Here is a 15,359-nt window from a genome sequence, read left to right as displayed (position 1 = left end):
AACGCCTGGCGTAGCGGAAGGGGCCCTTCTTAACATGCCTCATCGGCTGCCCAGCTCGGTCGGGACCGCCACCACGTCCACGTACGCCCCCTTGCGCAGCAGGGTGACCGACAGCCGGACACCGATGGCCGGACCGAGCATCAGTCGTTGCAGACTCTGCCCGTCCTGCACGGGCCGCCCGCCCGCCGACACGATCACGTCGCCGAGGTAGATCCCGGCGACCCCGGCCGGGCTGCCGGGCACCACCTCCACCACCCGCAGCCCGCGCCGCTGGCCGGTACGCGCGGTCACCTCCGGCGGCAGCGGCACCGGCGCGCCGGCCACCCCCAGCCAGGCCCGGCGGACCCGTCCCGCGGCGGTCAGGTCGGCGACGATCTGCCGGGTGGTGGGGTTGACCGGCACCGCCAGCCCCAGTCCGTACCCGGCGACCGCGGTGTTGACCCCGACGACGCGGCCGGCGGAGTCGGCGAGCGCCCCGCCCGAATTGCCGGGGTTGAGCGCGGCGTCGGTCTGGATGACGTCCTCGATCAGCCGGACCAGCCGCCCGTCCCGCGCGGGCAGCGACCGGCCCAGCCCGGAGACCACCCCGGCGGTGACCGAGCCGGCGAGCCCCATCGGGTTGCCGACCGCGACGACCAGTTGGCCGATGCGCAGCCGGTCGGCGTCGCCCAGTTCGACCGGCGGCACGCCCGACTCGTCGGCGCGCAGCACGGCCAGGTCCGACAGCGGGTCGGCGCCGACCACCCGGAACCGGGTCTCGGTGCCGTCGCCGAAGGCGGCCACACCACCGTTCGCGCCCTGCACGACGTGCGCGCTGGTCAGCAGCAGCCCGTCCGGCCCGATCACGACGGCCGAGCCGGCGCCCGCGCCGCGCGCGGTCCGCACCGACAGGGCCGCCACCGCGGGCAGCACCCGCGCCGCCACACCGGTCACCACCCGGGAGTACGCGTCCAGCGCGGCGTCCTCCGCCCGCCCGGTGTCCTCGGTCTCCTCCATGTCGCCACCAACGCCTCACCCGCCGGCGCCCATGCCCGAGTCCGCTGACAGCGAACGGGCGCGGTGTTAACAGGGGGCCCTTCCTCTACCGAATGCGTTAAGAAGGGGCCCTTCCTTACACCTCACGCGCGTAGCGCACCTGGTCCACCAGCGCGGGCCCGATGCGGTCGACGCGGCTCGCGCCGGTGGCCCGCCAGCCGCCACGTTCGTAGAACCGGCGCGCGGAGGCGTTGTCGCGCAGCACCCACAACACGGCCCGGGTCCACGAGCGGTCCCGCATCGCGTCCAGCGCGTCCACCATCAGCGCCCGCCCGGTGCCCCGGCCTCGCTCGTCCGGCTCGAGGTGGATCGCGTTGAGCAGTCCGGTCGACGGGTCGCCCTCGTCGTCCGGCCCGAGGTAGCTGAAGCCCACCAGTCGCCCGTCCCGCTCGGCCACGGTCATCCGGTGGTCCGCGCCCTCCCAGGTCAGCCGCTCCACCCAGTAGCGCCCCATCGCCTCCGGCGTCGGTTCGGCGAGCGCCTCGGGCGGCAGGATCGACGAGTACGCGGCCACCCGCGAGCGCTGGTGCAGGGCGCCGACCGCCATCAGGTCGGCCTCGGTCGCGGAACGTAGGGAGAGTGTCACCCGGGCGACGGTACCCGCCGGGGCGGCACCTGCACCGTCTGGAGATCCTCGGCGATCACCAGATCACCGGTGAAGTGTTCGCGGGCCTCGTCGTGGAAGCGGCGCGGGTCGGCGTACCGCTGGGAGAAGTGGGTGAGCACGAGCGTGCGTACCCCCGATTCGGCGGCCACCCGAGCGGCCTGGCCGGCGGTGAGGTGGCCGACCTCGGCGGCCAACGCGGCCTCCGACTCCAGGAACGTCGACTCGATCACCAGCAGGTCGGCGTGCTCGGCCAGCGCGTACACCCCGTCGCAGAGCCCGGTGTCCATCACGAACGCGAACCGCTGCCCCGGTCGGGTGACGCTCACCTCGTCCCGGCTGACGCGGCGTCCGTCGAGGTCCAGGTGGCCGTCGCGGAGCAGCCGCCCCACCGCCGGGCCGACGATGCCGTACGCGGCCAGCCGCTCCGGCAGCATCCGGCAGCCGTCCGGCTCGGTCAGGCGGTAGCCGTACGTCTCGACGGGGTGCCGCAGCCGGCGGGCCTCCAGCGTGCCGATGCCCAGCGTGATCCGCTGGCCGTCGGTGTCGATCGGCTCCACGGCCAGCTCGGCCGTCTCGTAGAAGCTCGAGGCGTGGCGCAGCCGGGCGAAGTAGTCCGCGCCGCCGGCCGGGAAGTGCACGGCCACCGGGTGCGGCACACGGTCCAGCGAGAGCCGCTGGATCATGCCGGGCAACCCCAGGCAGTGGTCGCCGTGGAAGTGGGTGACGCAGATCCGCGTCAGGTCGGTGGCGGTCACCCCGGTGTGCAACATCTGGCGTTGGCTGCCCTCGCCCGGGTCGAAGAGGATCACCTCGTCGTCCCAGCGCAGCAGGTAGCCGTTGTGGTTGCGTTGCCGGGTCGGCGCCTGGCTGGCCGTCCCGAGCACCACCAGCTCCCGCATGGACAAGGTCTTCCCCCAGACATGAAGCGACCCCCGGGGCTTCCGCGCTCGCGCGCGGGCCGGCTGGACTGGGCCGGCACCCCGGGGGTCGGGTGGCTGTCGTGGTTTCGCCGCACCGCTGCCACACGGTCTCGACGATCATGCTGTGCCCGCCTCGCGGCGGACGGTTTCACTGTCGAGGACAGCGGCTAGCGGACAGCCACCTCACGAGTCCGATTGCTATACAAGTCTGGACCACCTCCTTTCCCGTGTACCGCCACGCTATCCACTTCCCGGCGGCCACGGCAACGAATTTCGATCACAGGGCGGACGAGAGCCCGGGACCGCGCCCGGTCGGGACGTGGGTTCGCGCCGCCTTTCGAGCTGATAGCACGAACGACTCACGGCCGGACGCGATGTCGGGGCGGCCCCCGGCCCCCGGCGCCCGGCGCTCGCCCCCGCGCCCGGCCCTCGCCCCCGCGCCCGGCGCCCGGCCCCCGGCCACATGCCGCCGCTCGCGACGGCGGGTGAGTCGTTTCTGATATCAGCTCGAAAGGCCCGTGGCCGGCTCTGCCCGTCAGCGCCCGTCACCGAGCGTGAGCCTCGCCCTCCGCCCGGGCCGGCCGGCCCTCGGGCGGAGGGTCGGCCGGGTGACGGTCACTCCACGCCGATCGGGCCCTCCCGGGGGCCCTCCTCGTGCGCCGGCTGCACCGCCAGCGACGGGAAGTCGGCCAGGTCGCCCTCCGGCTCGGCGTCCCACTCGGGGAAGACCAGCGGGCTCTGCAGATAGAGGCAGAGCAGTTGGGCGAGATGGTGCAGGCCGTCGAGGTGGGTGCGCTCGTGCCCGTGGGTGGCGTCCACGCCGAAGCCGAGCAGCGCCACCCGGGCGTGCGCCCCGGCCTCGACCGCCGAGGCGGCGTCCGAGCGGTAGTAGTCGAACACGTCCCGGACCAGGTCGACGCCGTGCTCCTTGGCGATCGAGGCCAGGTTGCGGGTGAGGTGGTAGTCGAACGGGCCGACGCCGTCGCCCATCGCCAGCGTGGCCGCGTTCTCCCGGGACTGCTGGCCGGGCGCGACCACCGCCGCGTCCACCGAGACGATCTCCGCCACGTCCGGGTCCAGCCCGTGGCTGGCGCCGTGGCCGATCTCCTCGGTGACGGTGACCAGCAGGTGCGCGGTGACCGCCGGGGTGACGCCGGCGTCGACCATCGCCTTGAACGCGGTCAGCACCGCGGCCACCCCGGCCTTGTCGTCCAGGTGCCGGGACTTGACGTATCCGCTCGGGGTGATCGTCGGGTTGGGCAGCAGCGCGACGAAGTCGCCGGCGTCGACGCCGAGCGCGCGGAGGCCTGCCTCGTCGTGCACCGGCTCGTCGACCCGGACCTCGACCAGCTCCCAGCCGACGCCCTGGAGGTCGACCGCCTCGTTGTAGCGGTGCCCGCTGGCCTTGAGCGGCAGCACCTGGCCGGTGATCACCCGGTCCAGGTCGTCGGTGAAGATCCGCACGTGGGCGCCCTCGGCGAAGCGGGCGCTGTGCGTGCCGATCGGGTTGATCTCCAGCCGGCCGTTCTCCTTGAGCCGCTTCACCATGCCGCCGATGGTGTCGGTGTGCACCACGAGCGCGCGGTCCGCGCCGGTAGCCCGGGGCCCGGGCAGGCTGGCGCTCAGCGCTCCGCGCCGGGTCAGCGTGGAGCTGATCCCGAGCGCGGAGAGCCGCTCGCCCACGTACTGCTGGATGTGGTCGGTACGCCCGGACGGGCTGGGGATCTCCAGCAGTTCCACCAGCACCTGGCGCAGGTATTCGAGGTCGAGCTTGAGCGGTTGGGGTTTCCGTGCGGTCATGCCCCTGAGCCTGCCGCACCGGCCGGCGACCAGAGTCGCTGCGGTGCCCGCGTGCCCGGGAAGAGCAGGTCGACGAAGCGTTCGGCGGTCGGCTGCGGCTCGTGGTTGGCCAGCCCCGGCCGCTCGTTGGCCTCGATGAACACGTGTTCCGGCGCGTCCGGGGCGGGGACCAGCAGGTCCAACCCGGTGACCGGGATGTCCAGCGCCCGGCTGGCGGTCACGCACGCCTCGGCGATCGCCGGGTGCAGCTCGGCGGTCACGTCATGGATGGTGCCGCCGGTGTGCAGGTTGGCGGTCCGCCGGACCGCCAGCACCTGCCCCTCCGGCAGCACGTCGTGCATCTGGTAGCCGGCCTCGGCCACCACCTCACGGGTCATGTCGTCGATCGGGATCCGGGACTCGCCGCCGGTGGCGGCGGCCCGGCGTCGGCTCTGCCGCTCGATCAGCTCGGTGACGTCGTGCACTCCGTCTCCGGTGATCTGCGCCGGGCGCCGGACCGCGGCGGCGACCACCTCGTGGTCGATCACCACCACTCGCAGGTCCTCGCCCGCGCGCAGCTCCTCGATCAGCACGTCCGGGCAGAACCGGCGGGCCAGCTCGACCGCGGCGGTCAACGCCTCCGCCGTCCGCACGCCGACGGTGATCCCGTTGCCCTGCTCGCCCCGCGCCGGCTTGACCACCACCGGGCCGACGTCGGCCAGGAACGCGAGGTCGTCGGGTTCGCCGGTGGCGGTGCGACCGCGCGGCACGGACAGCCCCGCCTCGGTCAGGATGCGCCGGGTCACCCGCTTGTCGTCGCAGCGGCTCATCGCCACCGCCGAGGTCAGCTCCGACAGTGACTCGCGGGTGTGGATGGTCCGGCCCCCGGTGGTCAGCTTCAGCTCACCCCAGTGCGGGTCGGTGACCTCCACCCGGATGCCACGCCGCATCGCCTCGTCCGCGACGATCTTCGCGTACGGGTTGAGCTCGTCGTACCCCTCCGGCATGGCGGGCAGGAACAGGCGCTCGTTGATCGGGTTCTTCCGCTTGACGCAGAGCGTGCCGGTGCGGTGGAAGCCGAGCCGCTCGTAGAGCCGGATCGCGCCCGAGTTCTCGGCCAGCACGGACAGGTCCACGTACGCCCGGCCGCGCGTGTCGAGCTGGTCGGCGAGCGCGGTGAGCAGCGCCTGGCCGGTGCCGGGCGGCGCGGTGTTGAAGTCGACGGTCAGGCACCAGAGGCTGGCCCCGTTCTCCGGGTCGTCGAAGACCGCGACGTGGTCCACGCCGGTGATGGTGCCGACCACCTCGCCGGTGGCGTCCTCGGCCACCAGGTGCAGGAACCGGTCGGTGGCGGCGTTGTCCACCAGCACCTCGACCGGGGCGGTGACCATGCCGTTGCGGGCGTAGATCCGGTTGACCGCGTCCGCGTCGTCCGCGTCGCGCAGCGGCCGGATGGTGAGCCCGGGGATCTCGCCGCCCTCGGTGGCGGCCGGGCGGCGCTCGCCCAGCGGCAGCCGGTAGGTCAGCGACGGGTCGATGAACAGCTCGTCCGGCAGCCGGGAGACCAGCACGTGCGGGTCGCGCAGGTAGATGCAGATGTCCCGGGCGCCGACCGCCTCGGAGCGCAGCACGTCGGCCACGTGCACCTGGTCGGCGAACGTCTGCCCGAACACCAGCCGGCCCCAGCCGCAGTCCAGCACGACACCGGAGGCGTCGGCGGACCCGGTCTCCGGCTGTCGCGGCTCCGGGGCGCCCGGTGCGACCGGGTCACCGCCCGGCCCGGTCCGTTCCCGGCGGCGCCCCAGCACCCGTTCCCGGTCGGTACGCGCCGTTCCGGTGGCGAGGGTGTCCGTCATGGTCAGTCGATTCCGTGGCTCTGGAGCCACATTTCCAGGAGTCCCAGTTGCCACAGCTTGTTTCCGTTCAACGGGGTCAGTTCGGCGTTCGGGTCGGCGAGCAGCGCGTCGACGTAGTCGCCGCGGAACAGGTCACGCCGGCGCGCCTCGGGCGCGGTGAGCGCGTCGCGCACCCGGTCGAGGAGCTTGCCCTCCAGGTGGGTGAGGCCGGGCACCGGGAAGTAGCCCTTGGGCCGGTCGATCACCTCGTGCGGCAGGACCCGGCGGCCGATCTCCTTGAGCACGCCCTTGCCGCCCTGGGCCAGCTTCAGCTCGGGTGGGCAGCTCGCGGCCAGCTCCACGAACTCGTGGTCGAGGAACGGCACCCGGGCCTCCAGGCCGTGCGCCATGGTCATGTTGTCGACCCGCTTCACCGGGTCGTCGGTCAGCATGACCTGGGTGTCGATCCGCAGGCCGGCGTCGACCGCGGTCTCCGCGCCCGCCCGGCCCAGGTGGGCGGCCACGAACTCGCGCGCCGGGTCGCCGTCGGCCAGCCAGTCCGGGTTGAGCACCCGGGCCAGCCCGGCCGCGTCCCGGTCGAAGAACGCCTTCGCGTACGTGTCGAGCGCCTGCTCCCGGTCCACCCCGGCGAGCGGCGGGTACCAGTGGTAGCCGCCCAGGATCTCGTCCGCGCCCTGGCCCGACTGCACCACCTTGACGTGCTTCGCCACCTCCTGGCTGAGCAGCCAGAACGCCACGCAGTCGTGGCTGACCATGGGCTCGCTCATGGACGCGACGGCGGCCTCCAGCGGCGGCAGCAGGTCGCCGGTGGGCACCCGGATCTGGTGGTGGTCGGTGCCGAACGTCTTGGCCACCAGGTCGGAGTAGACGAACTCGTCGCCCTCCCGGCCGCCGACCGCGTCGAAGCCGATGGAGAACGTGGCCAGGCCGGACCGGGCCTGGCCCTCACCGGCGAGCAGCGCGACCACCAGGCTGGAGTCGAGGCCGCCGGAGAGCAGCACGCCCACCGGCACGTCGGCCACCATCCGGCGACGGACGGCGGTGGTCAGCGAGTCGAGCAGGGCGTCCTGCCAGTCCTGTTCGGACCAGCCGGCCCGCTCGGCGGCGCGCCCGAAGGTCGGGTCCCAGTAGACCCGCTCCCGGGTGGTGCCGTCCGCCTCGTACACCCGGACCGTGGCCGGGGGCAGCTTGGTGACGCCGGCGAGGATGGTCCGCGGCGGCGGCACGATGCTGTGGAAGCTCAGGTAGTGGGCGAGCGCCACCCGGTCGATGGTGGTGTCCACGCCGCCGCCGGCCAGCAGCGCCGGCAGGGTCGAGGCGAAGCGCACCACGCCGGGGCTCTCGGCCAGGTAGAGCGGCTTGATGCCGAGCCGGTCGCGGGCCAGCACCAGGCGGCCGGTGTCCCGCTCGCTGATCGCGACCGCGAACATGCCGACCAGGTGGTCGACGAAGTCGAGCCCCCACTCGGCGTACGCCTTGACCACGACCTCGCTGTCACCGGCGGAGAAGAAGCGGTGGCCCTTGGCCTGCAACTCCGCGCGCAGCTCGCGGTAGTTGTAGATGCAGCCGTTGAAGACCCCGGTGAGCCCGGCGGCGGCGTCGACGATCGGTTGGCCGCTCGCCGCGGACAGGTCGATGATCTTCAGGCGCCGGTGTCCCAGCGCGGTCGGGCCCTGCGACCAGACGCCGCTGTCGTCGGGCCCTCGGTCACTCATCGTGGCCGCCATCCGCTCCACGGCCGAGACGTCGGCGCGTGAACCGTCACGGCGGAACTCTCCCGCAAGTCCGCACATGCGAGCCAATGCTGCCAGAGGTTGTTGCAGTTCGCCTGTTGAGACGATGACGAACGTGTGACAGGTTGCTACGATGCGCGGTTACGGAGTGTGGCTGTGAAGGAACGCGTCGGTTCCTGCCCGCTCGGCGTCGGATGCCCGAGATGAGCCGGGCCCGCGATGTGACGAACACCGCAGACCCGGCATCGGGCGTCAGGCGGCGGTACGGGCCACGCCGACCGGGCAGCTCAGCCCGTTCGGGCCGTGGTTGCAGTAGCCGTTCGGGTTCTTCGTCGGGGCCAGGTACTGCTGGTGGTAGTCCTCGGCGAAGTAGTAGTCGCCGAGCGGGGCGATCTCCGTGGTGATCTCGCCCTTGCCGGCCCGCGCCACGATCGGCGCGAACGCGTCCCGGGACGCCTCGGCGGCGGCGCGCTGCTCGTCCGTCGTGGTGTAGATGGCGGACCGGTACTGGGTGCCCACGTCGTTGCCCTGGCGCATGCCCTGGGTCGGGTCGTGGTTCTCCCAGAAGACCTTGAGCAGGTCCTCGTAGGCGATCTTCGACGGGTCGTAGACCACCTGGACCACCTCGGCGTGCCCGGTCATGCCGGAGCACACCTCCTCGTACGTCGGGTTGGTGGTGTAGCCACCCGCGTAGCCGGCGGACGTGGTGAGCACGCCGGGGAGGGTCCAGAACAGCCGCTCGGCGCCCCAGAAACAGCCCATGCCGAAGACGGCTACCTGCGCGCCCTCGGGGAACGGGCCCTTCAGCGTCGACGGCAGCACCTCGTGCCGGTCGGCGATCGGCATGGCGATCGGGCGGCCCGGCAGGGCCTGGTCAGGAGAGATCATCTCGGCCTTCATGCGGCGGAGGAACACGGTGGGACTCCTCTCTTGGCTTTCCCAACGTGTGCAACAGCGTCGGTTCCCGGTTCCTTACCCGCCCACCCGACGCTCAGGCGAGCGCCGCCGAGATCCGGGCGGCGAAGTCGGCCGCCTCGGTGTCGTCGGCGTAGCGGGTACGGGGCCAGAAGAAGCCCCGCAGCCCGTCGCCCTTCGTCCGGGGCACGACGTGGGTGTGCAGGTGCGGGACGGACTGGGACACCCGGTTGTTCATCGCCACGAACGTCCCACCCGACCCCAGACCGGACTCCACCGCCACCGCGATCCGCCGCACCAGCCGGAAGTAGCCGGGCAACGCGTCGTCCGGCAGGTCGGCAAGCGTCTCCACGTGCGCACGGGGCACCACCAGCACGTGCCCCTTGAACACCGGCCGGGTGTCCAGGAACGCTACCCCGTCCGGCTCGTCGGTCACCGTGAAGGCCGGCACCTCGCCGGCGATGATCCCGCAGAACACGCACCCGCTCATGCGCTCAGGCTAGACCGCGTCACCCCCCCGGGCCCGCCTCCGCAACGTCCGCCGATCATGAAGTTGGCGGCGACATGTCGCCGACCCCGTAGCCATCGTCAACTTCATGATCGACAGGTTGGGGTGAGGCGCTCAGGACTCGTCCAGGTATGCGTCCCAGTCATCGTCGGGAACGCCCACCGGGCCGGTCTCACCGTTGGCCAGGCGCGCCCGGATATCCGCCTCCCAGCCCAGGGCCCATGTCCGAAGCTCGTCGACCTGCGGCTCGGTGAGCCCGTATGAACGGAAGGTCCGGATGTCCCGCTCCGTCACGCCACCCAACCGGTCGGCCAACTCGTCCAGCGAGAAACCCGCGGTGTGGCGGGCGCCGAGGTGCTCCAGCTCGGTCCATGCGAGCCTCTCGTTCGCGGCGCGGACGTCGATGTAGTCCCGGTGGGCGGCGCGGTCGTGCAGCGCGCGAACCTTGAGCCCGACGGCGTCGTCGAAGGCAAGCACCGGGCCCAGAGCCATTCGGGCCGGCGGCGCGAGGGCCTCCTTGAGCAGGTCGACCTCGCACGACGACACGTCGTTCGAGATCAGCAGGCGAGCCATTCGGGGCGTCGACTCAACGATCCGAGCGGAGAACCCGGCCGCGATGTAGGCGGCGGCGAGACGGTCCGTCACGGTGGGAAGCGGAATCGCGGTGGCCGTCGCGAAGTCGATGTCCTGAGAAGGGCGGTCGACCAGGTCGTGGGCGCACATGGCATAGCCGCCCGCGAGCATCAACCCCAGGTCGTCACCGGCGGCGAAACCGATCTCCAGCAGTCGACGGTGCAGCTCGTCCATCACCGGCGATGAGGTCTGGCAGTCGTCGCTCCCAGAGCCGGGTCACGCGGCGCGCGGTCAACCGGCGGATGCGAGGCCAGTCCTGGCGGAGCAGCGTGGTGTTGACGTATTGCACGATGTCGCTGCGCTGGCCGCAGTCGAGGAGGAGGCAGTAGAGGGTCAGTCGTTCACGCGCGTCGCCGATGTCGAAGTCGGCCGGGCCCGACCAGGCGAGTCGCACCGGCAGGCTGACCCGGCCCGATCGCGGACCAGTCAGGATCTCCAGCGAGGTGGGGATCCGGTCGATCGTGCCGAGCAGACGGGACGGCAGCGCTTCGGTCGAACTCACCGGCCTAGTATGGCGGACCCGGCCGACAACCTCGCGGCGGCGGCGCGCGCCCGGGTTCGACGGCAGTCGGGTGAGCCGGCGGGCTAACGTCTGCGGCATGAGTCACGGCTTCGAGACGCTCGCCATCCACGCCGGTCAGGACCCCGAGGCCCGCACCGGTGCGGTGATCCCGCCGATCTACCAGACCAGCACCTACGCCCAGGACGCCGTCGGCGCACCGCGCGAGGGCTACGAGTACAGCCGCTCCGGCAACCCCACCCGGGACGCGCTGCAGGAGTGCCTGGCCGCGCTGGAGGGCGGCCCGGTGGGGCTCGCCTTCGCCAGCGGCCTGGCCGCCGAGGACACCCTGCTGCGCACCGTGTGCAAGCCGGGCGACCACGTGGTCATCCCGGACGACGCGTACGGCGGCACCTACCGGCTCTTCGCCAAGGTGGCCGAGCGGTGGGGTCTGGCGTACACCCCGGCCAGGGTCTCCGACCCGGACGCGGTCCGCGCCGCGATCCGCCCCGGCACCACGAAGATCGTCTGGGTGGAGACGCCGACCAACCCGCTGCTCGGCATCGCCGACATCGCCGCCCTGGCCGCCGTGGCGCACGACGCCGGCGCGCTGCTGGTGGTCGACAACACGTTCGCCTCGCCGTACCTGCAGCAGCCGATCGCGTTCGGCGCGGACGTGGTGGTGCACTCCACCACCAAGTACGTCGGCGGGCACTCCGACGTGGTCGGTGGCGCGCTGGTCGCCGCGGACCGCACCCTCGGCGAGGAACTGCGCTACCACCAGAACGCGATGGGCGCCGTCAACGGTCCGTTCGACGCGTGGCTCACCCTGCGCGGCATCAAGACCCTCGGGGTACGGATGGACCGGCACTGCGACAACGCCGAGCGGATCGCGGCCTACCTGGACGGGCACGCGAAGGTCGGCCAGGTGATCTACCCGGGCCTGCCGTCGCACCCGGGGCACGAGGTCGCGGCCAAGCAGATGCGCCGGTTCGGCGGCATGATCTCGTTCCGCGCGGCGGGCGGCGAGGAGCACGCCGTGGAGATCTGCAACTCCACCCGGCTGTTCGTGCTCGCCGAGTCGCTCGGCGGCGTGGAGTCCCTGATCGAGCACCCGGGCCGGATGACACACGCGAGCGCTGCCGGCTCGCCGCTTGAAGTTCCCGGCGATCTCGTGCGACTGTCTGTCGGCATCGAGACGGTCGACGACCTGCTCGCCGATCTGGAGCAGGCGCTGGGCTGACCGCTGGACGGGGAGGGTGGCAGTGCCGGACATCTTGCCGACGACCTGGGTCGGGGCGACCGCGAAGCAGATCGCCCGTGCGGTCCGCCGTGGTGACGTCTCCGCCACGCAGGTGGTGGCCGACCACCTCGACCACGCCGCCCGGGTCGACGCCGAACTGGCCGCGTTCCGCACGGTACGCGGCGGCGAGGCGATCACCGAGGCGGAGAAGGTCGACGAGCAGGAGGAACTGGCCGACCTGCCGCTGGCCGGCGTGCCGGTGGCGGTCAAGGAGAACACGCCGGTCGCCGGGCTGCCCACCTGGAACGGGTCGGCCGCGATGCGTACCGGCGTGGCGGAGGCCGACCACGAGGTGGTCCGCCGGCTGCGCGGCGCGGGCGCGGTGATCCTCGGCGTGACCCGGATGCCGGAGCTGGGCCTGTGGGCCCTCACCGACGACGACACCGGCGTGACCCGTAACCCGTGGGACCTGTCGCGCACCCCCGGCGGCTCCTCCGGCGGCGCGGCCGCCGCGGTGGCCGCCGGGCTGGTGCCGATGGCCCACGGCAACGACGGTCTCGGCTCGATCCGCATCCCGGCGGCCTGCTGCGGCCTGGTCGGCCTCAAGCCCGGCCGGGGTGTGGTGCCCTGCCAGCTCGGCGCGGACGACTGGTTCGGCCTCACCGAGCACGGCATGCTGACCGGGACGGTCGCCGACGCGGTGGTCGGTTTCTCGGTGCTGGCCGGCCGCCGGCCGGACCGGCTGGTCCCACCGCCGCGGCTGCGGGTGGGCGTGTCGCTGCGCTCCCCGGTGCGCGGCGTCTCCCCGGACGCGCCGAACCGGGACGCCGTCGCCGCGGCCGGCCGGCTGCTGGCCGCCGCCGGGCACGACACCGTTCCCGCCGACCCGGTCTACCCGACCCGGCTCGGCCTGCAGGGCATCGCCACCTGGTTCGCGGCCGCCGCGGCGGACGTGCGGGCCGCCGGGGTGGCGCCGCGCCAGCTCCAGCGGCGCAGCCGCCGGCACGTCGCGCTGGGGGAGTGGGCGCAGCGCCGGGGGTACGTCCGGGAGGCCGACCGGACGGCCTGGCGCGAGCGGTCGGTGCAGTTCTTCGCCGACCACTCGGTCGACCTGCTGCTCACCCCGGCGCTGGCCGGGCCGCCGCCGCCGGCCGCCGGCTGGTCCGGCCGCTCCTGGCTGGCGAACATGTCGACCAACATCCGGTACGCCCCGTACGCCGCGCCGTGGAACATCGCCGGCCTGCCGTCGATCGTGGTGCCGGTCGGCCGCCGCCCGGACGGGTTGCCGGTCGGCGTGCAGTTCGTCGGCCCGCCCGGCTCGGAGCTGCTGCTGCTCGGCGTGGCCGGGCAGTTCGAGATGCAGGCGCCGTGGACGCGGCACGCTCCCGGCTATCCCCGGGTCGGTACGGGGTCGCCGGCCACCGCGTGATCGTCTAACGTGTGCGCACCCCTGTCGCGCACACCCTTCCGGACGGTCCCCGATGCACTGCCAGACCTGCGGGGACGTCGCGTCCCCGGTCGACCCCGACTGCCAGCGTTGCGGTACGCCGTTCGGCCAGCCGCCGGTGCTGCCCGGCGTGCCCACGTACCCGGTCCGTGGCCTCGGCACCGCCGCGGCGGTCGCGGTCGGCGCGGCCACCGTGCTCTACCTGCCGGGCGCGCTGTTCCCGCTGGTCGGGGCGCGGATGGCCCGCACGGCGGCCGAGCAGGGCGACCGGGACCTGCTGCTGGGCGCGGCGGTCGCCGAACTGCTGCTCGGGCTGCCCTACCTGCTGGCCCTCCTGACCGCGGCGGTGCTGGTCATCATCTGGACCTGGCGGGCGCGGAAGAACACCGACGCGTTCGCGGGCGCCCTGCCGAGCCTCGGCCCGGGCTGGGCGATCGCCGGCTGGCTGGTGCCGTTCGCCAACTTCGTGGTCCCGGCCCGGGTGGTCGCGAACATCGCCCGGGACAGCCTGCTCCGGCGCACCACGCCGGCCCTGGTCGGCGTCTGGTGGGCCGCCTGGCTCGTCTTCTCGGTCGGCGACCGGGTGGTCAGCCGCGGCGACGACCAGCGGTACTCGCGGCTGACCGAGTGGCCGCAGAACGACGTGGAGTACGGCAGCTACGTCCGCTACTACCAGGACGCGCTCGGCGGCCGGCTGCTGCTGTCGGTGGCCTGCCTGGTCGCCGGCATCTCGTTCGTCGTGCTGGTCCGCCGGATCTCGGCCGCCCAGCAGGACCGCCTCGCCCGGGCCGTGCCCGCCTGGCCGGGCCACCCCGGCTGGCCCGCTTCCGCCACGCCCGCGCCGGCGGTCGCCGGACCGGACGCGCCGTCGGTGACGTCGCCGCCGCCTGCGGCCGGGGCGGGTGGCACGATCGGGGCATGACGGAACTGGTCGGTCTCGCCGACGTACAGGCCGCGCGGGAGCTGCTCGCCGGCGTCACCCGCACCACGCCGCTGGAGCCGTCCCGTCCGCTCAGCGCCGCGCTCGGCGGGCCGGTCTGGCTCAAGTGCGAGAACATGCAGCGCGCCGGCTCGTACAAGGTGCGGGGCGCGTACGTGCGGATCTCCCGGCTCTCCGCCGACGAGCGGGCCCGGGGCGTGGTGGCCGCCAGCGCCGGCAACCACGCCCAGGGGGTGGCGCTCGCCGCCGGTCTGGTCGGCACGCACGCCACCGTCTTCATGCCGGTGAACGCGCCGCTGCCGAAGGTCGCCGCGACCAAGGGGTACGGCGCGCAGATCGAGCTGGTCGGCAGCACGGTGGACGAGTCGCTGATCGCGGCCCAGACCTTCGCCGAGCGGACCGGTGCGGTGTTCATCCACCCGTTCGACCACCCGGACGTCATCGCCGGTCAGGGCACGGTGGCGCTGGAACTGCTCGAACAGTGCCCGGACGTGCGCACCATCGTGACCGGGGTGGGCGGTGGCGGGCTGGTGTCGGGCATGGCGGTGGCGGCCAAGGCGCTGCGTCCCGACGTACGGGTGATCGGGGTGCAGGCGGCGAGCGCCGCCGCCTTCCCGCCCTCGCTGCGGGCCGGCGAACCGGTCCGGCTGCCCTCGTTCGCGACGATCGCCGACGGGATCGCCGTCGGGCGGCCCGGTGAGCTGACGTTCACCCACGTCCGCAAGCTCGTCGACGACGTGGTCACGGTCTCCGAGGAGGACATCTCCCGCGCGCTGCTGATGCTGCTGGAGCGCGGAAAGCAGGTGGTGGAGCCGGCCGGGGCGGTCGGGGTGGCGGCGCTCCTGGCCGGCGCGGTGGAGGTGACCCCGCCGGTGGTCGCGGTCCTCTCCGGCGGCAACATCGATCCGCTGCTGATGCTGCGGGTGATCGAGCACGGCCTGGCCGCGGCCGGCCGCTTCCTGCGGATCACCGTGCGGTGCGTGGACCGGCCCGGTCAGCTCGCCTCGCTGCTCGGCGAGATCGCCGAGCACCGGGCCAACGTGGTGGACGTGGTGCACCAGCGGGCCAACCCGCACCTGCGGCTGGGCGAGGTGGAGGTGGCGCTGTCCGTGGAGACCCGTGGGGTGGAGCACTCGGACACGCTGATCAGCGCGCTGCGGGCCAGCGGCTACCAGGTCGTCTTCGCCGGCGAGGGGTGAACCGCGAACGCCCCGGCCGGATGGTCCGGTCGGGGCGAACGGGTG

At 73.3% G+C, this 15,359-nt stretch carries 14 protein-coding genes; 4 read left to right on the top strand and 10 right to left on the bottom strand.

The window, feature by feature from the left end; genetic code table 11:
- Nucleotides 1-39: 39 nt before the first annotated feature.
- The 10 genes from CO540_RS14995 to CO540_RS14950 form a co-directional block, all read right to left on the bottom strand.
- Nucleotides 40-996, bottom strand: a complete 957-nt coding sequence (locus CO540_RS14995) for a S1C family serine protease (RefSeq protein WP_099162531.1) — start codon at nucleotides 994-996, stop codon at nucleotides 40-42.
- A 115-nt stretch (nucleotides 997-1,111) separates the two neighbouring features.
- Nucleotides 1,112-1,621 (bottom strand): GNAT family N-acetyltransferase, encoded by a 510-nt coding sequence (locus CO540_RS14990; protein ID WP_099162530.1) that lies wholly within the window; start codon nucleotides 1,619-1,621, stop codon nucleotides 1,112-1,114.
- On the bottom strand, nucleotides 1,618-2,547 hold the full coding sequence (locus tag CO540_RS14985; protein ID WP_099162529.1) for a ribonuclease Z: 930 nt from the start codon (nucleotides 2,545-2,547) through the stop codon (nucleotides 1,618-1,620). The genes CO540_RS14990 and CO540_RS14985 overlap by 4 nt, the downstream gene beginning before the upstream one ends.
- A gap of 630 nt (nucleotides 2,548-3,177) precedes the next feature.
- Nucleotides 3,178-4,362 carry an osmoprotectant NAGGN system M42 family peptidase gene (locus CO540_RS14980; protein ID WP_099162528.1) on the bottom strand — a complete coding sequence of 395 codons (1,185 nt, stop codon included), beginning with the start codon at nucleotides 4,360-4,362 and terminating at the stop codon, nucleotides 3,178-3,180.
- Nucleotides 4,359-6,197, bottom strand: a complete 1,839-nt coding sequence (gene ngg, locus CO540_RS14975) for an N-acetylglutaminylglutamine synthetase (RefSeq protein ID WP_099162527.1) — start codon at nucleotides 6,195-6,197, stop codon at nucleotides 4,359-4,361. Before ngg ends, CO540_RS14980 begins: the two co-directional genes overlap by 4 nt.
- A 2-nt stretch (nucleotides 6,198-6,199) precedes the next feature.
- Complete coding sequence (locus CO540_RS14970) at nucleotides 6,200-7,990, bottom strand: N-acetylglutaminylglutamine amidotransferase (protein ID WP_099162526.1); 1,791 nt, start codon at nucleotides 7,988-7,990, stop codon at nucleotides 6,200-6,202.
- 192 nt (nucleotides 7,991-8,182) lie between these two features.
- Nucleotides 8,183-8,845 carry a peptide-methionine (S)-S-oxide reductase MsrA gene (gene msrA / locus CO540_RS14965; RefSeq protein ID WP_099162525.1) on the bottom strand — a complete coding sequence of 221 codons (663 nt, stop codon included), beginning with the start codon at nucleotides 8,843-8,845 and terminating at the stop codon, nucleotides 8,183-8,185.
- Nucleotides 8,846-8,921: 76 nt separating this feature from the next.
- A complete protein-coding gene (locus CO540_RS14960) occupies nucleotides 8,922-9,335 on the bottom strand; it encodes an HIT family protein (protein WP_099162524.1) in 414 nt (137 codons plus the stop codon).
- A gap of 132 nt (nucleotides 9,336-9,467) precedes the next feature.
- Complete coding sequence (locus CO540_RS14955) at nucleotides 9,468-10,160, bottom strand: nucleotidyl transferase AbiEii/AbiGii toxin family protein (protein ID WP_099162523.1); 693 nt, start codon at nucleotides 10,158-10,160, stop codon at nucleotides 9,468-9,470.
- Nucleotides 10,111-10,488 (bottom strand): hypothetical protein, encoded by a 378-nt coding sequence (locus CO540_RS14950; protein WP_099162522.1) that lies wholly within the window; start codon nucleotides 10,486-10,488, stop codon nucleotides 10,111-10,113. Before CO540_RS14950 ends, CO540_RS14955 begins: the two co-directional genes overlap by 50 nt.
- A gap of 97 nt (nucleotides 10,489-10,585) precedes the next feature.
- Here CO540_RS14950 and CO540_RS14945 point away from each other — a divergent pair, with 97 nt between their 5' ends.
- The 4 genes from CO540_RS14945 to ilvA are packed head-to-tail and all read left to right on the top strand — an operon-like array spanning nucleotide 10,586 to nucleotide 15,314.
- Complete coding sequence (locus CO540_RS14945; RefSeq protein ID WP_091581872.1) at nucleotides 10,586-11,728, top strand: cystathionine gamma-synthase; 1,143 nt, start codon at nucleotides 10,586-10,588, stop codon at nucleotides 11,726-11,728.
- A 16-nt stretch (nucleotides 11,729-11,744) separates the two neighbouring features.
- Nucleotides 11,745-13,157: an amidase gene (locus tag CO540_RS14940; protein ID WP_099162521.1), complete on the top strand. Its 1,413-nt coding sequence runs from the start codon at nucleotides 11,745-11,747 to the stop codon at nucleotides 13,155-13,157.
- Nucleotides 13,158-13,209: 52 nt separating this feature from the next.
- Nucleotides 13,210-14,097 carry a DUF4328 domain-containing protein gene (locus CO540_RS14935; protein ID WP_099162520.1) on the top strand — a complete coding sequence of 296 codons (888 nt, stop codon included), beginning with the start codon at nucleotides 13,210-13,212 and terminating at the stop codon, nucleotides 14,095-14,097.
- Complete coding sequence (ilvA, locus tag CO540_RS14930; RefSeq protein ID WP_099162519.1) at nucleotides 14,094-15,314, top strand: threonine ammonia-lyase; 1,221 nt, start codon at nucleotides 14,094-14,096, stop codon at nucleotides 15,312-15,314. Before CO540_RS14935 ends, ilvA begins: the two co-directional genes overlap by 4 nt.
- The last annotated feature ends 45 nt before the right edge of the window (nucleotides 15,315-15,359 follow it).

Source organism: Micromonospora sp. WMMA2032 (genome assembly GCF_002688545.1).
Taxonomy (GTDB): domain Bacteria; phylum Actinomycetota; class Actinomycetes; order Mycobacteriales; family Micromonosporaceae; genus Micromonospora; species Micromonospora sediminicola.
The sequence above is the reverse complement of the archived record's forward strand: the minus strand, read 5'-3'. Positions and strand labels throughout refer to the sequence as shown.